Below are 24,057 nucleotides of genomic sequence, written 5' to 3' on the forward strand. Positions count from 1 at the left end.
TCAAACGCTGACCGTTCCCTCCACATAGACCGAGACGCCGTCCTTGGAATAGACGGCATAGCTGTCGCCGTTGATGGTCTGGTTGGTGCCGCTGGTCCAGGCGCCATCGTCGAAATCGACGTTGCCGCCATTGCCGTTGATGACCAGGGTGTTGGCGGTGTTGGTGAAGCCGTTGGTTCCTTCGGTCATGGCCTGCACGTCGGCGGCGGTCAGGGTGACCGAGGCATGGCCGATATCCAGGATTTCGACGCGCTGGATCAACTCGTCGCGGAGGGCGGTCAGGTCCAGCGGGCCGGGGCTGTACCACGACAGCGTGTCGATGCCGGCACCGCCATCGACGAAGTGGACGTCAGTGTCGCTCAAGACGATGGTGTCGTTGCCGTCCTGGCCGAAGATGACGTCGCCGCCGCCACCGCTGAACAAGGTGTCGTTGCCGGCCCCGCCGGCCAGGGCTTCGGCGCCCATGCTGCCTTGGATGAAATCATCGCCCGTGGTTTCGTATTGCGACTGATGCAGGGTGCCGACGTGGATCCCGTTGCCGTCAAAGCGGATGTCATAGGCCCAGCCCCCGGCCAGCGGCGCATCCAAGCCGACGATATCGCTGAAACTGCCGGAAGCGTTGTCCCAACTCAGCACCTGGGTATTGCCGTCCAGGTCGCTGCCGGTGCCGGTGATATGCAGGATACCGTTCAGGTTCAGCTGACCGTCGATATTGACCAAAGTGCTGAAATCCATGCCGTTATTGCTGCCCACATAGGCCTCGACGGTGGAATTGGCGCCCAAGGTGACGGTGCCGTCGATGTCAAGCGAGCCGACAACCTGGTCATCGCCGCCGCGCAGCAGGCCGTTATTGGTAAAACTGGCACCGGTGACGTCGATGGTACCGAAGCCTTCCAACGTGCCGTTGTTGATGAAGCTGGCCCCGGCCCGGTTGATGTCCAAGGTACTGATATCGGCGACGGAAATGACGCCGCCGATGGCGTTGGTCAGGCTGATTCCGGCGAAATCCAGCCCCATGCCGTTGATCTGCATGGTGCCGGTGTTGATGGTGGTGGCGCTCAACACGTTCAGCACCGAGTTGGAGGTGCTGGTGAACGAATGAGCGTTGGTGAAGGTGCCGGCACTCAGCGCCAGACTGGCCGAATGGCCGGCCACGCCGCTGGAGGTCAGCAACACCTGACCATCGTTGGTGAACGACTTGGTCAGGGTCAGGCGCGACGCCGCACTCTCGGCCAGGATTTCAATGGTGCCGGCGTAATCCGGGGTGGCAGCCAGACTTAGGGTGGTGGAAAGGGTACTGTTGCCGCGCACGGTCAACATGCCGTCTTCCGTCACTGCCAAGGTGCCGGTGCCCGACAACGTGCCGCCATTCAGTTGCGCCATGGCGCTGTCGATTTCCAGGCGACGGTTCAGTACCGAACTGCCGGTGATGGCGATCTGGCCGTCCATGGCCACATAGGCGGTACCGGTGCCGCCCAAGGTGCCGCCGTTCAGGGTCAGGATGCCGTGGTTGTGGATGTCGCCGCTGCCGGCCCATATTCCGGTCCCCGACAACGCCAGAGAGCTGTTGTTGGTAAAGGTGGTGGCGCCGTTGACGGTCAAGGTGCCGCCGTTCAGGTCCAGCGTGCCGGCACTGCGCAAGCCGTCCAGGGTCAGGCTGCCCGCCGTCATGATGGCGATGTCGCCGGTGGTGATGATGGCCACGTCGCCGTTGGCGGGGGTGGCGCCCTCGGTCCAGATGCTGCTGGTGCCGGCGGCCAGGGTGAAGGTGACGGTGACGCTGCTGGCCGTGTAATTCACCGCCGCATTCCAGTCGGCCCCGAGGTCGTGGGTGATGGTGGCGAAGGTGCCGCCGATGGTCCCGGTGCTGGTGAAAACGGTGATGGTTTGGCCGTTTTCCGGCACATAGCCGTAGAAATCGAAGGCGACGGTGCCGCCCAACGTGGCGTCGCCGATGACATGGACGCGGTCGGCGCTGAGGCCGGAATTGTAGCCCACATCCACCGCCACGGTGGAACCGGCGGCCAGTGTCATGGTGCCGATGACGGTCATGGTGCCGTTCATCTGCGGGATACCGGATTCGGTTACGCCGGCGTCAAGGGTGCCGGTATTGGCGAAGGCGGCGCCCATCAGGTTGAGAGTGCCCAGGCCGGTGATGGTGCCGCTATTGGTCAAGGCGGTGCCGGCGATGGACAGCGATCGGCTCAGGCCCATCCACAAGGTGCCGCTGTTGGTCAAGGTGGCGCCGCCGTTAAGGGCCAAGCTGGAGTGCAGCTTCATATTGCCCTGGTTGACCACGCCGCCGCCGCTGATGAACGAATCGTTGTCGCTGCCCTCCACCGACAGCGTGCCGGCGGCCTGGTTGGTCAGGACCGCCCCGGCGGTCATGGTGAGGCCGGAATTATAGGCGTCGTTCACGTCGTCGCTGATGATGAAGCTGCCGGCATTGGTGATGTCGGAACTGGCGCCGTCGAAGGTGACGTTGGTGGATTGGTCGGTTTCGCTCTGGTCGACGCGAAGGGTACCGGTGGCGGCATTGATCAGATTGGCGTGGAAGACGTCGTTGTTGGTGGACAGAACCAAGGTGCCGGCATTGGTGAAATCGGCGCCGCTGACATCCACCGCGCCCGACATGAACAGTTGGTCGGCGGTGGCGGTGTGGGTATAGCCGCCGCTGCCGATGACCAGATCGTGCTGGCCTTGCAAATCCATCACGCCGGTACCGGCCCAGGTGATGTTGGTGCCGGTCAGACGGGTGGTGGCGGAATGGGGGGTGGCGCCGCCGGAGACGAACAGGTGGGTGTTTTGGGCGATATCGATGGTGCCCGAATTGATGGCGAAGGTGTTGTTCTGGCCGTTGTTGATGGTCAGGTCGTAATTGACGTTGATAAGGCCGCCGGCATTGGTGACGTTGCCGTTGATGACGCGCTGGCCCATGGAATCGCTGCCGGTGCTGGAATAGATCTCGCCGCCGGCATAGTTGGTGAAGACCTTGCTGCCGGTCATGCTGATGCCGGCACTGCCGCCGCCGGTGGCCCCGGACGCGGCGGTCAGGCGCAACTGGCCGTAATTGGCGAAATCGTCGTTGAACACCAGTCCGGCGGAAATCGCGCTTTGCTCCAGCCGCAAGGTGGCGCCGGCGGCATTGACGAAGACGGAATTGAAGGTGTCGTTGGCATCGGCGATGGTCAGGGCACCAGCATTGGTGAAGGTGCCGCCTTGGATGGTGATGGCGCCATCCAGATACATTTGCGCCGTGTTGGTGGCCAGCAAGGTGAAGCCGGCCCCGCTGATGGTCACCGTCTGGGTGCCGGTCAGGCTGATTTCGCCGCTGCCGGTAAAGCTCAGGCTGTTGCCCGACAAGGTCAGCGGCGCGCTGATGAACAGGGTTTGGCCGCTGGCGACATCAATGGTACCGCTGCTCAGGGTTACGCCGGCCCCGGTCAGCGACAAGTCGTAATCGATGTTCAAGGTGCCGCCGGCATTGATCAGCGAGCCGGTGATGGTGTTGACGCTGGCCGCCCCCCAGTGGCTGGAGGTGATGACGCCGCCGCTTTGGTTGGTCAAGACGGCACCGGCCAGCATCTGCAAGGTGTTGTTGTAGCCGACGCTGTCCACGGTGATGGTGCCAGTATTGCTGATATGACCGGCAAACGACAAGGTGGAGGCCGACGGCATCAGGCCGACGGCGATGCTGCCCGTGTTGGCAACCGCCAGATTGATCGTGGCACCGCTGCCGACAATGCTGCCGGCATTGGCCATGGTGCCGCTGCCGGTGATGCCAGTCCCGCCGCTCAGCGCCACGGTGGCGCCGCTTTGGACGACGATGCCGTTACGGACGGTGAGGGTGCCGGAATAAAGGTTCAGGTCGCCGGCATTGCCGATGACCACCGAACCGGCGTTGGCGGCACTGGTGACGTAGGCGCTTGTACCGGTGATGGTGACCGCGGTTTCACTGCCGGGCGCCGCATTGGCGCTCCAGTTCGTGGACTCGTCCCAATATTGGTCGCCACCCAGGAAGTTGGCGGTGGGGGGGCCGTTTTCCGGGCTGACCACCACGGTGATGGTGCGGGTGGTGGGCGTTGCCCCGGTCACCCCGGTTTCCACCGCGGCGACGACGAAGCTGTCGGTGCCCGACCAGTCGGCGGCGGGGGTATAGGTCAAGGTGCCGTTGGCGGCCAGGGTGATGGTGCCGCCATGGGCGGTGGTGGTGCCGCCGGGCAGGGAATAGGTCAGGGCTTGGCCCTGGTCGTCGAGCGCCAGAATCTTGCCGTGATAGCTGGCATCCTCGCGCAAGGTGATCAGGTCGTCGAAGGAAGCCGGCTTGGCGGTGACGGTGGTCGGGCCGCCGACCAAGGTGCCGTTGGGCAAAGCGTTGTCGGCAAAGTTGGGGGCAGTGGTGCCGGAGATGTCGTCGAACAGCCAATTGCCCTGCAAGCCGGGCTCGTCCGCACCCAGGCGGGCGTTCATGGTCTGGCGGATGTCGCTTTGGCTGCGGGCGGTGTTCCACAGGCGCACATCGCCGATCAGGCCATTCCAGCTTTGGTCGTCGCCGTTAAAGTAATGGCCGATTTCCAGGGCGGCGGCGGTGGCCTGCCGGGTGCCGGCGAAGGTGCCGGTGCCCACCTGATTGCCGTCCAGGAACAAGGTCACGGTGGTGCCGCTGACCGTTACCGCCACATGGTGCCAAGCATTGGCGGAAACCGCCGGCCCATCGACCAAGACGCCGTAATCGCCGCCGTTGCCCATGAAGAAGTTGAGATTGCCGGCGCTGTTGACTTGCAGGTTGAGTTCGGCGGCGTAATTGGACCCGCTGCCCTTGGACAGGATGGGGCGATAGGCACTGTCGCCGTCATGGTTGATCCAGGCTTCCAAGGTGAAGTCGCTGGTCATGGCATTGGTGATGTTGGTGGTGACGTATTGGCCGCTGCCGTTCAGGTCCAACACCGTGCCCGGCGGGTTGATGCGGGTGGGATCGGCGGCATCATTGGTGCCGCTGGTCCCCAGGGTCAGGCTTTGGCCATAGGTGGTGGACGAGAACACCAGACCATCGGTGATATCCTCCATGGTCCAGTTGCCGATCATGTGATCGGAATTCTCGGGCACCTTCAGGCGCCAATTGTCGGCGATGTCCTCGGCGTCGCGGGCATATTGCCACAGCCGCACATTATCCATCTGGCCGATCCAGTCGGTGCTGCCGCCGGTCGAACCGACCATGAAGCTTTGGCCGGAATACTCGAACTGGGTGAACGGCACGGCGACGCTGGCGACTTGGCTGCCGTTGACATAGACATTGGCAGTGCCGCTGTCGAAGCTGACCGCCACATGGGTCCAGGCCTCGGCGCTGATCTGCGGCCCGGCGACGCTGCCGCCGAAGGTGGTGCCGTCGTCGGTGCTCCAGCCCAGGGTCAGGGTGCCGCTGGCGCTGACATAGGCGGCCAGCCGATAGACACCCTGGCTCAGGCCCCAGATGTCGTGACGGGCGCCGGTGGTGACCGACGGGTTGATCATGGCCTCGACGGTGAAGCCGGAGCCCACCTGCAGAGTGCTGAGAGTGGCCTGGAGGCGGTCGTTGCCGTCGAATTGCAGGGCCGGGCCGGCGGCATTGGCGCCCAGCATGAAGGTGCTGTCGAGGACGTCGACCATGACCGTGTGGGTGGTGGTGACGCCACGGCTGCTGGCGGTGACGGTGAAGCTGTCGTCACCGGCGAAGCCGGTATCGGGGGTATAGACGAAGCTGCCGTCGGCGCTGACCGTGACCCGACCGTGGCCACCCGCCGTTACCGCATTGGTTTGGGTGGTCCAGGTGATCGGGTGGCCGTCATCGGTGGCCACCAGATTGCCGGCGACGGTGTGCGATTCCTCGGCCTCGAACACGGTTTCCGCCAAGGTGGGGGCGGCGACGGCGACAAAGCTGGGGGTGCCGCTGATGCTGGCGTTGTGCCCGCCCACGGCATAATCGTCGATCAGGCCCGCACTGGTGGCGCCGTCCAGGCGCCAGGCACCGGCCAGACTGCTTTCGGCCAGTGGGAAGTCACCGGCTACGGCGCCTTGCACCTGGGCCGGGGTCAGCGCCTGATTCCAGACGATGACATTGGCCAGGGCGCCCTTCAGGGTGTGGGCCGCATCGGCGGCGTCGCCGCCCATTTTGAAGACGCCGCTGGGAGTGTTCGGCGTTGTGGTGTTGTTGGTCAGGCCATAGGCGGTGCCGTCCACGTACAGCGTGGTGATACCGTTGTCGCGCACGGCGGCCAGATGGTGCCATTGCCCCAGCAGCGAACTGGCATTGAGCGAGCTGGACAGATAGCTGACCCCACCCATCAAGACGGCGATCTCGCCGCTGGATTGCACCACCAGACCAAAGCCGTTGCCGCCCGGCGCGCCGTTATAGGCGATGATCTGCTGGCCGCCATCGGTGGCATCGATGCGGGTCCAGGCCTCGAGGGTGAAATTGTTGGTCTGGGTGGTGACGACGCTGCCGGTGGCCACGTTCTGGCCATCGGTCGAGAAGACCAGGGCGCGTTCCGGCGCCTCGAAGACGGTGGCGCCGTTATTCAGGGTCAACGGGTTGTCATAATTGGCGCGGTCCTCGACCCTGGTGCCGGCGGCATTGACCCAATCGAAGGTCCAGTTTGCCACCAGCCCCGGCTCGCTGCTTTCCATGGTGCGGGTGTAGTTGTCGGCGATCTCGTTGGCGGTGCGCACGTCGGACCAGATGCGGATATTGTCCACTTGGCCGTTGAAACAATTGTCGGCCCAATTGGTGGTGCCGACCAGCAGGCTGCCCGACCCGGTATAATCGCCGCTGGTGACATCCCGCGTCACCTCGACCCCGTTCTTGTAAAGAATGCGGGTGTTGGTGGCGGCGTCGTAGGTTCCGGCCCAATGCGCCCATTCGCCCACATTGCTGGTGCTGTCGACATAGTTCATGTCGATGTCGTAGAACGAATAGGTGAAAATGTTGCCGGCGCTGTAGCCGACCTGCAAGCCGGTCCCGGTCCCGATGCTGCCCTGGCCGAGGACGAAGTCGTTGGTGTTGGACGAGGCGCGGTTGGCCCAGAATTCCCAACTGAACGACTTGTTGGCCAGATCGATGGTGCCGCCGGCGGTGGCATGGTCGTTGGTACCGTCCAGACGCAGCACGCCGCTTTCCTGGCGGGTGCCCAGGATGGTCAGGTCGCTTTCACCGATGACGGTGATGGTCTTGCTGGTGATGGCGCCGCCGTCGTTGATCTGGACGGTGAAGCTGTCGTTGCCGGCATAATTGACCGCCGGGTTATAGAGGAAGCGGCCATCGGCCAACACCGTCACCGTGCCGCCATGGGCGGTGGTGGCGTTGGTCTGGGTGACCCAGACCATTTCGGCGCTGCCCTGGTCCTCATCCCAGACGGCCAGTCGACCGCTGTAGCTCTCGTTGACCTCGACGTGGAACGAATCGGCGGTGATGGGGGCCAGAACATCGACACTGTGGGCGCTGCCGACGACGGTGGCGTCATGGTTGCCCGTGGACGAATCGGGGGCCGCGCCATTGACCATGTCGTCCAGGCGCCAATACCCGGCCAGATTGGCCGTGGACACCGGGTCCAGCCGTTCGTTCATGAAATCATTGATCTGGCTGGCGCTGCGGGCCGTGTTCCACACCCGCACATCGGCCACGTCGCCCAGGAAAGTATGCTCAGCACCGATGACGCCGCCGATGGTGGTGGTGCCGGTGGCGGTGACCGGGGTGGCGGTGGTGGTGCCGCTCAGGGCGACGGGGACGCCGTCGATCAGCAGAGACCAGGTGCTGCCGTTGCGCACGGCGGCATAATGATGCCACTCGCCCGTATCCACGGTGACCGAGGTGGCGGTCAGGTTGGCGCTGCCGCTGGCCCAGATGGCCGGCACGCCCTGATAGACGCTGATGCCGAAGCCGTTGCCGGCGGCGGCGTTACCGTTATAGACGATGACCTGCGACGCCGACGGATTGGCGGTGTCGAGCTTGGCCCAGGCCTCGAGGGTGATATTGCTGGTCTGGGTGGTGGCCAGGCTGCCGACATTGAGAAGGGCGCCGGTGCTGGTGAATTCCACCGCCTGGGCCGGCGGCGCCATGATGGTCGGCGCGGTGGCGCCGTTGGCCGCCAGCAAGGTGTCACCGCCGGCATGGTCGTCGCCCGGCTCGGCGCCGTCGAAGGTCCAGTTGGCGATCAGGCCGTCTTCATCGCCGGCCAGCGGGCGGTCGAAATTGCCGGCGATCTCGCTGGCGCTGCGCACGCCCTGCCAGATGCGGACATCGTCCAACTGGCCATTATAATAACCGCCGTTGAAGGCGCCGAGGCTCAGCGTCGTGCTGCCGGTGAAGCTGGTGGGGATGCTGGTCCGGGCCACCTCGATGCCGTTCTTGTACAAGATGCGTTCGTCGGTGCCGGTGTCGTAGCTACCGGCCCAGTGGACCCATTCACCCACATTGTTGGTGCTGTCCGTATAGGACAGATCGCTGCCCCAGAAATTGTAGACGAAGGTCTGGCCTGAGCCATAGCCGACATGCAAGGCGCTGCCGCCTTCCTGGCTCAGGATGATGTCGGCATCGGTGGTGGTGCGGTTGGCCCAGAATTCCCAGGTGAAGGATTTATTGCCCAGATTGATCTGGGCGGTGGCCACGTCGTCGATGCCGTCGAAGCTGGCGAAGCCGCCGGCCTGGGTGGTGCCGATGATTTCGGTGGTGTCGGCGACGGTGACGCTGAAGGTCTTGCTGACCGGGCTGTTGACGCCGTTGGCCACCTGCACGGTGAAGCTGTCGGCGCCCACATAGCCGTATTTCGGCACATAGACGAAGGTGCCGTCGGCATGCAGGCTGAGGCTGCCATTGGTCGGCGCGGTGGTGGCGGTGAAGGTGTAGCTGCCGTCGCTGTCCGGGTCATGGGGCATGACCACGCCGGTCAGCGCCGTGTCTTCGTCGGTGATCAGGCTGGTGGTGGTGACCGGGATGCCGACGCTGTCGGACAGATCGGCCTGGTTGATGACCAGCGAGGTGCCGGCGGCGTCGTTGAGCGGCCAATAGCCGACCAACCCGGTTTCGTCGCCGGTCAGGCGCGAATCCCAATTGCCGGCGATGTCCTGGGCGCTGCGGGCCTGATCCCACACCCGCACATCGGCCATTTCCACGTTGGCGAAACCATTGCCGCCGCGATTGGTGCCGATCAGCACCAACCCGTTGAAGCTGGCAGCGGCAGGCATGGCAGCGTTGGTGACGGCGCCGTTGAAGGTGCCGTCCACATAAATGGAGACGGTCTTGGCGGCGGCATCGTAGGTATAGGCCACGTGGTGCCAGGCACCGTCATTGATGGCACTGGCGCTGGCGGTCGAGATCGACTGGTCATCGGCCAGTTCGACGGAGATGCCGCCGCTGCCGTTGATGGTCATCTGCATCCAGTTGGCCGGCCCGGCATTGGCCGGATCGGTCAGCGAGATCAGTCCGGCCCAGTCCTCGGCATAGCCGATCGGGGTGCGCAGCCAGGTTTCCACCGTGTGCGACGACATCTGGATCACGCTGCTGCTGCGCAGCAAATCGTTGTCGCCGTCGAACTTGGCGACGGTAGCAGCATTGGCCAACGGCAAGGTGCCGGTGGGGGCGCCGAAGACGGTGCCGCCCATGGCGACAAGGTTGTCGCCCGAATTGGCGAAATCGGTGACGACGCTGCCGCTGCCGTCATTCAGCTTCAGATAGGTCAGCAGGCCGCCTTCGTTGCCGGACAGGCGCTGGCCGCTGTAATCGTTGATCTGAGTTAACGTGCGGACGGAATCCCACACCCGCACGTCGGTGATTTCACCGGTGAAGTTGTTCATGCCGGCGGCACTGGTGCCGACCACCAGCGGGCCGTTGAAATGCATATCGCCGCTTAAGGTGCCGGTGGGGGTCACCGTACCGATGACCGATCCGGCGGTGGTGTCGCCGTGCAAGACGCCGTCGGTGTAGATCTTCAGCGTGTTGCTGGTCGGGTCGAAGCTGACCGCCACATGGTGCCAGGCATCATGGTCCAGGTCGATATTGTCCGAGGTCAGCGCGATGGCGTTGCCGGCGGCGTCGGCGACCACGGCGGTGATGCTGCCGTTGTCGTTGAGACGGACGGAGATGCGGTTTTCATCGTCGATCCGATAGGTACTCATCAGCCCGCGCTGTTGACCGTTATCGGTGGCCCGGAACCACATTTCCATGGTGGTGCTGGCAAAGGCGACGCTGCTGTTGGTGATCACCCGGTCGCCGTCGCCGCTGAAGCTGGCGACCTTGGCGCTGTCGGTCAGGGCAAGACCGCTGGGGGTGGCCCACGACACGCCGTCCAGCAAGGTGGCTTGGCCGGCCTCGCCGATATCGCCGACCAGATTGTCGACGACCGCACGGGCGTCGTTGAGCGGCCAATAGCCGGCCAGACCCAGTTCGGTCCCCGACAGCCGCATGTTCATCTGGCCCTGGATGGTGCCCAGGGTCAGAACCTCGTCCCAGACCCGCACATCGGTGATCTGGCCGTCAAGGAAATTGCTGGCGACGCCGTCATTGACGCTGGCTCCGGCCACCCAGCGCACGCCTTCGCCGTCCATCAACGGACCGCTGACCGCGGTGACGCCGACCGAGTTGCCGTTGACGTAAAGCACCATGTTGTTGACGGGGCCGTTATAGGCGGCGGCCACGTGATACCACTGGCCGGTCACCAGGGTGGCACTGGAGGCGATGGAATAGGTGATGCCGTTGGCGCCCGTGGCGTCCACGTGCAGCTTGCCGTCGGCGGTGACGGTGAGGTCGAATTCGCCCCCATGCGAGACGATGGTACGGGTGCCGGTCAGGCTGTCCAGCTTGACCCAGGCTTCCACCGTGGCGGTGTTGAACATGGAGGGCGTGTCGCCCAGCATCACCTTGTCGTTGCTGCCGTCGAAATCCATAACCTGGGTGACGTTCTCGATCCCCAGGCCGGTGCCGGTGGGGGCGGTCCAGGTAGCGCCGTCGACCATGCCGGCGCCGGCCACGTTATCGGGATTGCCACCGGCCAGAGGCCAATAGCCCACCAGATCCATTTCATTGCCCGAGAGCGGGCCGTTCATGTTGGCCTGGATATCCGCCTGGGTCAGCGAACCATCCCAGATGCGGACCTCGCCGATCTGGCCGTGGAAGCCCTCGGTGCCGGCGGCGGTGGAGCCGATGGCCGTGTGCCCCTGGGCCGGGGCGAAGGCGGTGTTGCGGCCAGCGGTGATGTCCACCGCTTCGCCATCCACGTAGAAACGCCATTGGTTGTTTTCATGGGTGGCGGCCACGTGCTGCCACGCCCCGACCTTGGCGCTGGTGTCGGTATTGACCCAGCCATTGCCGCCGGCCAGACCGGCGAATTTTCCGGTATCGTCGATCAGCAGGCCGAAACCGTTGAAGGACGAATCGCCCTGATAGACGATGTACTGCCCGCCTGCGCTTCCATCCCACTTCACCCAGGCTTCCATGGTCAGGCTGCCGGTGGTGGCGGTGACCACCTGATTGGCGTGCAGGCCGTCGCCGCCCATGAAGGTCATGGCATTGGCCGGCGGGGCCAGCACATGGGCGTCGTTCAGTTCCAGCTTTTGATTGCCGCCGGCGCGGTCGGCGACCGAGATGTCGTTGTAATCGACCCCCTCGAAGGTCCAGTTGGCGTAAAGTCCGGCTTCGTTGCCGGCCAAGGTGCTGTGCAGCCCTTGGGCGATCTGGAGCGGGCTGCGCGCCGTGGTCCACAGGCGGATGTCGTCCAAGGCGCCGCTGAAGGTGTCGGTGACACCGGCGGGGTAGCCTTCCATGGGCATGCCGGCGGTGGCGCCGATCAGCAACGGCGCGTCGGTGTTGATGTTGATGGTCGCGGTGCTGACGGCGGAATCGACCATCTGGCCGTCGATATAGAGGCTGAAGGTGTTGCCGCTGCGGCTCACCGCCACATGCGACCATTCGGTCAGGGCGATGTCGGTATCGGCCTGCACTTCATAGACGCCGTTCATGCCCAGGCCATCGGCATCATCGCCGGCCATGAAGGTCAGCCTGCCGTTGTCCAGGAACAGGCGGAAGCGCTGGTCGCTGTCGCCGTATTCCTTGGCCAGGATGACCGGATTGCCGCTGGCCATCATCGCATCCGGGTTGATCCAGGCTTCGATGGTGAAGTCGCCGGTGCCGACGGTGAAGACGTCGCCGGCGTCGGCATGGGCGTCGATGCCGCTCAGAGTCAGATGGGAATTGCGGGTGCCGGCGCCCATGACCGTGAAGGCATCATCCACCGCGGTGACGTTGATGCTGGCGCTGGCGGTCGAGACCAAGCCTTGCGAATCGGTGATGGAATAGAGGAAGGAATCGGCGCCGGTATAATTGCGGTCGGGACTATAGGTATAGCTGCCATTGGCGTTCAGGCTGACCGTACCGTTGGCGGCTTGGCCGATCAGGGCGAAGGTGACCGCGCCCTCGTCGCTGGCGGTCAGCGTGCCGGTGAAGGCGATATCCTCGGTCACCGTGATGGTCGGCAGAACGTTCTGGATGGAAAGATCATCCAAGACGATGCTGTGGTCGCCGCCGGTTTCCGTCCATTCGCGGTTATGGATGGTCACATAGCTGGTGGCGGGGGCGAAATCGCTGCTGGCGGTCAGGCTGGCGGTATTGGCCGGATCGGTGGTGTCGATGACGGTAAAGGTGATATCGCTGCCGTCATCGATGACCTTGAACGTGTAGATGTGGCCATCGACCCAGGTCAGGCTGCCGTCGCCGGCGATACCCGTGACCGCGGCGCCGCCCAGGCCGTCGATGGTGATGTTGTTGTTGGTCGACACCACATTGAGCGTGATGCCGTGGGTCGGAGATCCGTAGAAACCGGCATCGGGCTGGCCGCTGCTGCGCAGGACGATGGACAGCAGATCATCGGCGCTGGCCTCGAACTTGCCGGTGAAGGTCAGCGGATTGGCGGCGGTACCGCGATACTGGCCGCTGGTGTTCAACAGCTCGCGGTTGGTCAGCTCGACCACGCCGTCGATGACGACGACGCTGTCGTCGCTGTTCTCGGTGCCGTCGACCACGCGCCATTGCGGACCCAGGCTGGGATCGTCGAAGGTGTCGAGGATGGGGGCGGAGCCGGCCACCGTGGGGGCATCGTTGACGGCGCTGACGGTGATGGTCGCCATCTTGGTGGCGGCACTGAACGAGGCGGTGTCGGCAGCCACATCGACGGTGTCGCCGGCCATGCCCGAGCCATTGCCCCAGGCGCGGAAACCGAAGCTGGCGGTGCCGCTATATTCGGTATCGGGGACAAAGCGGACCGCGCTGGAACTGGACAGCAACAGGGCCTCGCTGGTGCTGACCGGCGGGAAATCGTCCCAGGTGCCGCCGCCGTCAAGGCTGTATTGCCAGGTGCCGTGGCTGTTGTCTGCCGTCACCACTGCCATGCCCAGGGACATGGCCGGCAAATCGGCATCGAAGGCGGCATGGTGCGGCAAGATGGACGACACGGTTTGGGCGCCATCCACGGCGATGGTCGGGGTCCAGTCCTCTTCGATGGGGGCAAGAGTGACGTTGTTCAGCAACACCGGGACGTCGTTGACCGAATTGACGGTGACGGTGATGGTCTTGCTGGCCTTGCCGCCCTGGGTGTCGGTGGCCTCGATGGTGAAGGTCTCGCTCGACCCGGTGATGGTCGGCCAATCGACTGGTGGGGTATAGGTCCAGTCGCCGTCCTGGGTGATGATCACCGACCCCATGGCCGGGCCGGACATGATCGACAGGGTCAGCGCGCCGCCATCGGCGTCGGCGGCGGTAACGTGACCGCTGATGGCGCGTTCTTCCTGGGTCAGGCGCTGGCTGCTATCGGCCATCATGCCGGGCGAGGTTATCCAGGTCGGAGGCTCGGCCGACATCAGCAGCGGATGGTTGCCCGGTGCCTGATCGCTGGCATTGCCGCTGCCGTGATCCATGCGCCAATAGCCGGCCAAGCCGCTTTCGCCGCCGGTCAACTGCCGGGTCATGTCGGTCTGGATGGAAGCGGCGCTGCGGGCGGTGTTCCACACCCGCAAATCGTCGATCATGCCCTCGAAGCCGGTGATGGTGTCGCCGATGATGGAGGCCGAGCCGATCTGGGTCACGCCGGTGGGGGTGACGATGGCGGCGCTGGTGGCCGACAGGGTTTGCGCCACGCCGTCCACGTAAAGGGTCCAGGCGGTGCCGTTATAGCTGGCGGCCACATGCTGCCAAGCCATCATCGAGGTGCTGGTGCCGGCGGCTTCCAGCACGGTGGTGCCGACACGGATACCCAGGTGGCCGTCATCGGTGACGACCAGGCCATAGCCATTGGTGCCGATGGTGCCGTTATAGGCGATGATCCGTTCGGTGCCGATCATGGGGGCGCCCTTGATCAACACTTCCATGGTGACGGCGCTGGTGGCGGTGCTGACCACGGAGGTGGTCTCGGCGTGGGATTGCGGCCCCAGATTGAGGGCGGCGGCCCCGCCGATGGTGGCCCCGGTCAGGGTCGGCAGGTCGTTGACGGCAGTGACCTTGATGGCCACCACCCGGGTGCTGACGGCACCTTGGTCGTCGGTGATGCTGATGGTGAAGCTGTCGATGCCGTTGAAATTGGCATTGGGAACATAGCTGACCTGACCGCTGGGGCTGACGGTCAAACTGCCGTTGGCGGTGGTCGAGGTGACGGCGAAGCTGGTCGCCGTCGGCGACATGTCGTCGGGATCGACGAAGGGCAGCGGCAGGTTGGCCAGCGGCATGTCTTCGCTGATCTCGAACAGCGCCGCCGGGGCCAGATCGCCGAAACGTTGCAGCGTGTTGGTATTGCCGCTGAGGTCGGTCAGGGTGTTGCCGGAGAGGTCGGCAAAGCCATAGCCGGCCACCAATCCGGTGGTGGAACTGGACACCCCGTCCAGGTCGTCGCGAATCTGGAAGACGCTGCGGACCGTGTTCCACAGCCGGACGTCATCGACGGCGCCGCGCAAGGCGGTGTTGGGGTTGAAGCCGCCGCCGGCGAAGGCCTGATCCTGGCCGATGACCAAGGTGCCGCCGCTGGCGATGGTGCCACCGGTATTGATTCCGCTGGCGCTGCCCACGGCGACGCCATCCTTGTAGAGGCTGATCTGGCCGGTAGAGGACTGCCAAGTCACCGCCAGATGGTGCCAGTTGGCATCCACCATCACCATGGGCGTGATGGTGGCGCTGATTCCGTCGATGGTGACGGTGACCAGACCGGCGGAATCCGCCCCCAAGGTCAGCTTGCCGCCATCGGGAGCGACATAGGACAACAAGGTGGAACTGTTGCCGGCGGGGATGGTGTCGAACTTGGCCCAGGCCTCCACCGTCAGGCCGGTCCCGGCTCCCAGGCCGGAGACGGAATCCGCCTTCAGATAGCTCTCGGTGCCGCCGCTGAACAGCGCCCCCAGGCCGCTGGGCGCTTGCAACACGATGGCGGCGGACGGGCTGGCATCGGTGATGCCGTCGAAATGGAGGGCGGCGGGGGCGGTGGCGAAGCCAGCCAGCCTGATCAGGGTGCCGTCATGGCTGGTGGCGCCGGTACCGGCGCCCTTGACGTAAACCCAGCCATCGCTGCCATTGCTGAAGAACACCATCTTGTTGGTGATGGCGCTGGCGGTGATATCGGCGATGGTGGCGGCGATGCCGCCGGGATTCAAGGCGAAGGGCTGGCTGGGGTCGTAACCGATGCCGGCCATGCCGCTGAAGCGGATGACGTCGCCATTGCCCAGGCCGGTAATGGTGTCGGTGGCGGTAAGGGTCGAGGTGCCGCTGCCCTGGCTGTGGAAGACATCGGCCCCACCACCGCCGATCAGGGTGTCGGCGCCATGGCCGCCGGTCAAGGTGATGCCGGTGGTGCGGGCGGACGCGTCCAGGGTGACGGAAGCGGTGGCCGCTATAGCGTCGACGCTGGTGATACCGGCATTCTGCGACGAATTGCCCAAGGTGACGCTTTGGGCGCTGGCGGCGGTGGACAGCAGGGTCAGCGTTTCCACCTGATTCACCCGCGCCAGATGGGTGTCGGTGATGGTGGCGGTATCGCTGATGGCCAGGGTGTCGGTCCCCAACCCGCCATTGATGGTCGTCGACCCGGTCACGGTGGCGTTGGTGGCGGTCAAGCGGTCGTCGCCGTCGGCCAGGGCGATGTAATCGAAACCGCTGCCCACATTCAAGGTGTTGGCGCCGGCACTGCCCAACAGGGCGGTGCTGGTCACGGTCAGGTCGCCATCGTTGAAGCGTAAAGTCTCGAAACCGCTGACGGTGTCGGTATTGCCGCTGGCCAAGGCGGCGACGCTCAGGGTACCGGCTGCGTTGGTGATGCGGTAGTCGCCGGCATTGCCGGTAAAGCCGGCTACGTCGGCGCCGCCGCTGCCGCCGGTCAGGGTGTCGCTGCCGCTGCCGCCGGTCAGGGTGGTGGCATTGGTGCGGGCGGCGGCGTTCAGGGTTACTCCGGCGGTGGAGGCCGAGGCGTCGATGGCGCCGATGACCGTTTCGGCGTTCAAGGTGATGGTCTGGCCGCCGCTGCCGCTATGGCCCAGCACCACTTTCTCGATGCCGTGCAGGGCGTTGATGGCCCCGGTGGTATCCGAAACCGCGTCGGTGATGGTGATCTGGTCGGTGCCGGTGCCGCCGATGAAGGTGGCGCCGCCAGTGGCCAGGGCGGCAGTGGTGGTGAAGGAATCGTTGCCGGCCCCGCCATCCACCAGATTGAAATGGCTGGTGATGGTGGCGCTGTCGTTGCCGCTGCCGCCGGTCAACACCCGGCCACCGGCCAGAGTGCCGTCGGCGTTGAAACGCTGGGCGTAGACGCCGCCCGCCGCCCCGTCCTGACCAGCGGAGACCCAGGTGGCCTGGAAGCCGCCACCGGCCAGCGCGGTCAGCATCAGCGCGCTTTGGTCGCCGCTGGTATAGGTGTTGGCCTGGATCTCGCCGCTGACCGCATTGCCCTGGGCGTCGAACACCCGTACCACCGCCGCCATGCCGGCGCCGTCCTTGTTGGCGGATGCCCAGCCGACGACGTAGCCGCCATTGGCCAAGGCGACGACCTGGGGCTGGGTCTGTTCACCCGCCACCGTGGTGTTGACGATGGTCTCGGTCCCCAGCGCCGTGCCGGCGGCGTCGAAGCGCCGCACCGCGATACCGTTGCCGTCGCCGTCACCGGTCATGGTCTGCCAAGCGACGACCAAGCCGCCATTGGCCAGCACGTCGATGGCCGGTTCTTTCTGCGCCAAGGCGATGGTGTCGTTCAGCCGTATTTCGTTCGTAACGGCAGTGCCGGCGGCGTTGTAGCGGCGGGCATAGATGCCGTAGCCATTGGTGTCCAAGCCAGCATCGTGCCAGACGACCATGAAACCGCCATCGGCCAAGCCGGTGACGCTACGCACGGACTGGTCGCCGGAAACGGTGATATTGACGCGGAATTCAACCCCCGCCGCGGTGCCGGCGGCGTCGTAGCGCTGGGCAAAGACGCCATAGGTGCTGGCGTCCTGGTTGGTGGAACTCCAGGTGACGACGAAGCCGCCATTGCTCAACTCGGCCACCTTGGGCCGCTGCTGGTCGCTGGTGACGTAGGTGTTGACGTGGAATTCCGCGCCGATCTTGGTGCCGTCCTGGCTGAAGCGCTGGCCATAGATGCCGGCATTGGGATCGCTGCCCTGGGCGTAGGATTGCCAGGTGGCGACAAAACCGTCGCCCAGGGAATCGATGGCCGGCCAATATTGATCGGGGGTGGTATGGGTGTTGACGACGAACTCGTCGCCCAGCTTCTGCCCGCTCAGGTCGAAACGCTGGCCGATGATGCGGTAGCCGGTTCCCGTATCCGGCGTGCCGGCCCAGATCGCCACGACGCTGCCGTCGGCCAGGGTGGTGAGGGCGGGGGCGCTCTGGTCGTATTGCGTGGTGGTGTTGAGACGCTGTTCGCCCTGGGGCAATTGGCTCAGGGTGAAACCGGAGGGAACGCGCAGCAGGTTGGCGTTGCCCGCCACCGTGCCACCCTGGCCGTCGCTGACCGTATAGGTCAGCGCCACCTCGACGGCGGTGCTGCCGCCGGAATTGAACACCACGTTGCCCGAGGCGTCGATGGTGGCGGTGCCGACACTGCTGCTGACGCTGGCGATGGACAAGGTGTCGCCGTCGATGTCGGCCATATTGGCCAGAAGCGAAGCCTTGTTGATCAGCAGACTGGTGGTGTTCTCGCCGGTGATGGCCAGGGGGATGGTGGCGGCATCGTCGTCGATGGCGGTGAGGGTGATGTTGTCCAGCCGCGATTCACCGTTGTCCCCCTTCAGGAACATGGTGTTCCAGTTGGCCGGATCGGCGGCGTTGGCGCCCAATTGGGCGTTGATGTCGGTCAGCCCGGACACCTTGGTCCAGGTGCCGCCGCCGGGCTGGTTGATTTCTCTGTATTCCAGACTCAGGGCGCCTTGACCGCCATTGGCGGCGGTATCGACCACCAGGCGGAAACGGACCCAGCCATTGGCGGAGGAATCGTTGGTCAGGTTCAGGTTGATCCAGCCGGTCTGGCTGCCATCGGCCAGGAACAGCGCCACCCGTTCGCCGCCTTCCTGGCGGAAGGCGACGCCGATGCTGGCTTCATTGGTGTCAAGGGTGGTGCCGGCACCGGCGGCAGTGAAGATGTCGCCGTCATTGTTGGCGTCGTAGCCCAGGCCGAAACGCGCGCCCCAGTAATTGGGGGTGGTGTCGTATTCGATCACCAGCTTGCCGCCGGTCGGGATGGATGGAATGGCGAAGTTGCCGTCGTTCTTGCGCGAGATGACCAGGGGCCAGCCCTGCGGGCTTTCCGGTGTATAGGCGACACCGCCGGTATAGCCGCCAACCGTGGTCGATGCCCCCAGGTCGGAATGCATGGGGCTGCTGGAGCGCCAGCCGCCCTGCTGGTCCAGGGTATTGCCGGGGGTGGTGTCCAATCCTTCGAAATTGAACTGGGCGGCGCCGGTCACGGCCAGCCGGGTGGGGGCGTCGTTGATTGTGGTGATGCTGGTGGAAAGCGCCGTGGCGGTGGCGGCGATGGCGCTGTTACCGCCGGTGACCGAGGTGTCGATCAGCACCGGCGCGCCGGTGCTGTCGGAGAACGACCCGGCATAACTGGAATCCAGGCCGCGCACGGTCAGTGTCGGCGCGGCGCCGTTGAAATCGGCGGCGGGGACGAAGCGCAGTTTGGTGGCGGCGGACAGGGCCAGGGCGCTGGCGCCGTCGTTGACGCCGCCGACATCGGCCCAATTGGTGCCGTTATTGCTGGAAAATTGCCACGTGCCGTAAGCCGTGATCGGGTTGCCGATGACGGCCACGCCGGCGATGCTGCCGCCGTCCACGTCGGTGAAGCCGGCGGAGAACAGGCTGGTGACGGTGGCACCGGCAGGGGTGGTGGCGTCTTCGTTCACCGCCGCCAGACTGGCCGAACTGGCCATGCTGGGGGCGTCGTTGACCGGGGCGACGGTGACATTGATGGTCTTGCTGGCGGTCTTGGCGCCGCCGGCACCGCTCATGCCCAGATCATTGACGGTGACGGTGATCTGGTCGGCGCCGTTGTAATTGGCGTTGCCGCGATAGGTCAGGCTGGACAGGGCTGCATTGATGGCCGCCTTGGTGCCGGTGAAGGTGACCGCGCCGGCATCGGTGAAGCTGCCGGCAACCACGCTGAGGCCAGCGGTCTGGGCGATGGTCAGGGTGCCGCTGGTGGCACCGATGGTGACCTGCATGGCATCGCCCGCGGCGCTGTCCACATCGCTGACCGACAGGCCGGGGACCAGGACCGGGTGATCCTCGGTCACGGTGATGGCGGTCACCGGCGTATTGGTCCAGCCGACGGTACCATAGGCGGCGGGCAAGCTGATATTGCCGGTCTGTCCGCTCAGATCGACGATGGTGTTGCCGCTGCCTTCGTTGAAGCGCCAATCGGCCAGCAGTCCGGTGGTTACCGGTTGGCCCAGGGTCAGCTTGATCACATCGGCTTCGGCCAGGCCGGTGCTGTACAGGCGCAGGCTGTCCAAGGCGCCGTCGAAGCCGCCATTGGCTTCGGGGACGCCGAAGGTCAGGCCGTTGGTGTTGGTGGTCTCAGCCGCGCCCATATGGGTGGCGTCGACAATATCCGACAGAACCTTGACGCCATTCACATAGATGTCGCGGTTGCTGCCGCTTTTCACCATGGTGATCTGCGACCACTGGTCAAAGGTGATCACGCCGGGGGCGGTCTGGCCCCATTGCCAACCGGTGGATTGCTTGTCCAGGCCGAACACCAGCGAGCCGTCGGCGTTGACGGCGGTCAAAATCCCCAATTCGCCGTTATAGGACGCCTGTTTCAGCATGGTGCCGGCGGCGGCGGGCTTGACGTCCATGACGATGGTGAAATCGTCGCTGCCGGCGAAGCGGGTGGCCGGCGTGCTGGGCAGGGCGATGGCGCCGTCGGTGAAGCCGAGACCGGTGCGCGCGGCGCTCAGGATGGGGGCGTCGTTGATTGCGGTGACGGTGGTGGAAAGCGCGGTGGCGCTGGCGGCGATGGCCGAGGTACCGCCGGGAGAAGCGGTATTGATCAAGGCGCGGCTGCCGGCGCTGTCCGACCAGCCGCCGGCATAACTGTTGTCGATGCCGCGCACGGTCAGCGCCGGCGCGGCGCCATTGAAATCGGCGGCAGGGACGAAGCGCAGCTTGGTCGCCGCTGACAAGGCCAGGGCGGCAGAGCTGTCGTTGACGCCGTCCACATCGGCCCAGGTGGTGCCGTTGTTGCTGGAATATTGCCAGACACCGGATGCGGTGATCGGGTTGCCGATGACGGCCACGCCGGCCAGGCTGGCGCCGCTGTCCACATCGCTGAAACTGCCGTTGAACAGGGCCAGCACGCTGGCCCCGCCCGGTGCGGTGTTGTCTTCGACGACGCTGGACAAGGTGGCGCTGGCGGTCATGACCGGGGCGTCGTTGACGGCGGCGATGGTGGTGGTCAGCGAGCCGCTGGCCAGGGCGATGGCGGTGCTGGAGGAGGGCGCGAGGGTGACCCGGATGGCGCCGTTGGTAAACAGGCCGCCATAGCTGTCATCCATGGCCCGCACGCCCAGCGACGGCGGCGTGCCGTTGTAATTGGCGACGGCGACGAAGCGCAATTGGGTTGCCGCCGACAGGGCCAGGGCGTTGGCATTGTCGCCGACGCTGCCCACCGCGTTCCAATTGCCGCCGGAATCGGTGGAATATTGCCACACCCCTTGGGTGGTGGCGTTGGCGGTATTGCCGATCACCACGATGCCCGACAGGCTGGCGCCGGGATCGGGGTCGCTGAAGGTGGAGGCGAACAAGGACGACACCGTGCTGCCGGTGGCGGCCACGTCCTCGGTCTGGCTGAGGACCGCGTTGCCGGTGGCGGTGGGGGTGTCGTTGACGTTGCTGACGGTCAGCGTGAAGGTGGCGCTGGCGGTGGAGAAGGCGGTGCCGTCGAAGCCCTTCCAGGCAAAGCTGGCATTGCCGGCGAAATTGTCGGCGGGGACGAAGCGCAGTTCCCCCGCGTTCAACTGAGCGACGGTCAGATCGACCGGATTGGCGGCCAGACTGGTGCTGGTGACGTCGGACCAAGTGCCGTTCACCAATATCTGCAACTTGCCTTCACTTGCCGTCGGCACCGAGGCCAGACGGATCTTGCCGAGCGCATCGCCGTCCACGTCGCTGAAACCGGCGCTGAAATCGGAGGCCTGCAACAGCAGCGAGGCACCTTCCGCGGTGGTCTGGCTGACGGCATTGACCACCGGCAGATCGTTGGTGCCGGTCACCGTCACCGTCACCGAAGCGGTCTGGCTGGCGCCCTGGCCGTCGGAGACGGTGTAGGTGAAGGTGTCGGTGCCGGTTTCACCCGCCTTCAGCGACAGGTACTGATTTTCCGTCGGCGTGTAGACCAGCTTGCCGGAAACGATGGCAACCGTCCCCTTGGCGCCATTGCTGGCGGCGGTGATGGTCAGGGTGTTGCCGTCCACGTCGGCATCATTGGCCAGGGCATCGATGGTGACGCTGGTTTTGGCGTTGATGGCGGTGCCGACGTCGTTGGTCAGGGTGGGGGCGTCGTTGACCGCCGCCACGGTGACGGTGACGGTGGCGGTGTCGCTGGTGACGCGGGTCTGGCCGTTGACCACCACCGTGTTGGTGATGGTGTAGGTGAAGCTGTCGGTGCCGTTGAAATTGGCATTGGGGGTATAGATGACGTCGGTGCCGTTGGCGGCCAGCTTGACCTGACCGTTGGTGGCGGCTCCCAAGGCGACGATGCGGCCCTGATTAAGGCCTGCGCCATCGACGCGGGTGTCGTTGCCCAGCACGCTGACGGTGATGGCATTGTCTTCGTTGCCGCTGCCGCTGTCGTTCTTGGCGTCGGCGGCGGCATTGGCGGCGGCTTGCTCGATGGCCTGGCGGGCGGCCAGGGCGGCCTGTTCATCGACCTGGCTTTTCCAGCCGGCGAAGGCGGTGGCCAGGGCGGTGGCATCGGCGCTGACCTGGCTGGCAGCATTGGCCTGGGCCTGGGCGATGGTCGCCTGCTTGCGGGCGGCATCGGCGGCGGTTTTGGCGGCGGCGACCTGGGTGTTGGCATCGGTGACGTCCTGGGCGTCATTGATGTCGTCGTCCAAGGTGGCCGGATCGTCGTCGATGGCGCGGATGGCGGCGACGCCGGCATCGGCCTCGCCGTCACGGCTGGCGGCATTGGTGGCGGCGGTGGCGGCGGCAGTCTTGATGGTGACCGCCGTGGTTTGCAGCGCCACCGCCTTGGCCCGGATGGCGTTGGCGATGGTGGCGTCGGCGCCGCTATTGGCCGCCTTCCAGGTATCGATGGTGTCGATGATGGCGGTCAGGCGGTCGAGCACGGTACCGGACGCGCCGATACTGCCCAGCACGGAATCCGCATTGGTCTTGGCGCTGTTGGCATCGGTCTTGGCCGCTTCCGAAGCCAGGGCCGATTGCTCGGCATTGGCCAAGGCGGAATCGATGGCGGCCTCGAAGGCGGTGCCGTTGGTGATGGACAGCGCCGAGTTCTGGGCGGCGCTCTTGGCCGCCAGGGCGGTGGCCAGGGCGCGGTCGGCGTCGCTGGCGAAGCCGCTGGCCTCGGTCCCGGCGCTTTGCGCCTTGGTCGCCCAACCTTGGGCGGCGGGACTGGCCGACAAGGTGAAGCTGCCGGTGGACAGGGTCACCGTCTTGGCGGCACTGGCGGCATTAGCCGCCGACAGGGCATCGGCGGTGGTGGCGTCACCGTCACTATAGGCGTTGACTGCGGCCAGCTTGGCCGCCTGGGCCAGGTCGCGGGCGGTCTGGGCGGCGGCGTGGGCATCGCTGGCCATTTGCCCCCATTGGGCAGTGGTCTTGCCCAGATAGGCCAAATCGGCATCGCCGGCGGTGGCGGCGTTCACCGCCGCTTGGGCGGCGTTGGCGGCATAGGTCTTGGCATCGGCGGCCAGGCCTGCGGCCTCCACTGCCTTGGTCTTGGCGATGGTCGCCTGAGCGGCGGCGGTATCATAGCCGGCCTTGGCGATGTCGGCGTTGTCCAGCAGCACCTTGGCGGCGTTGACCACCAGCAATTCGTCGGCGACCTTGACCTGCTCGGCCAGGGCGGCGGCTTTCGAGGTGGTGACGATGGTGGACAGGCGGGCGATTTCCGCGCGGGCGTCGTCGATGGACTTGGCCAGTTCGGTGGCTTGGCCGGCGGTTACCGATGCGCCGGCCAGCTTGGTCGTCAACTGATTCAGCAGCGATAATTGGCCATAGGCGGATTTCACCGTGGCGGCGTCGCTGGACAGGCCCAGAGCGGTGGCTGATTGCGCCTGGGCCGAGTCCAGGGCAGCCTTGGCGATGGCGGCCTTGTCATGGGCGGCGTCGATCAAGGCGCGGGCTTCGCGGTCGGAAGACGCGGCGGCGCTTTGGCCGCTGACGCGGGTGGCGTAGATGCCGTTGATGGCGCTGACATCGGCGGCGGCGGCGGTTTTGGCGGCGGCGGCGGCGGCATTATTGTCGACGGCATCGACCGTGCCGCCGGCGGCACCGATGGCGGCGATGGCGGCGGCTTTGTCGTCGGCGGCGTCGGCTCG

At 65.4% G+C, this 24,057-nt stretch carries 1 protein-coding gene (only partly in view); it reads right to left on the reverse strand.

The window, feature by feature from the left end; all coding sequences use genetic code 11:
- Nucleotides 1-24,057, reverse strand: partial view of a LamG-like jellyroll fold domain-containing protein gene (locus tag MGMSRV2_RS20915; protein WP_144084250.1) — the 3' portion only. 6,897 nt of this gene lie beyond the right edge of the window; the window shows 24,057 of its 30,954 coding nt (coding positions 6,898-30,954); the start codon falls outside the window, past its right edge; its stop codon occupies nucleotides 1-3.

Origin of the sequence: Magnetospirillum gryphiswaldense MSR-1 v2, assembly GCF_000513295.1 — a bacterium.
GTDB classification, from domain to species: domain Bacteria; phylum Pseudomonadota; class Alphaproteobacteria; order Rhodospirillales; family Magnetospirillaceae; genus Magnetospirillum; species Magnetospirillum gryphiswaldense.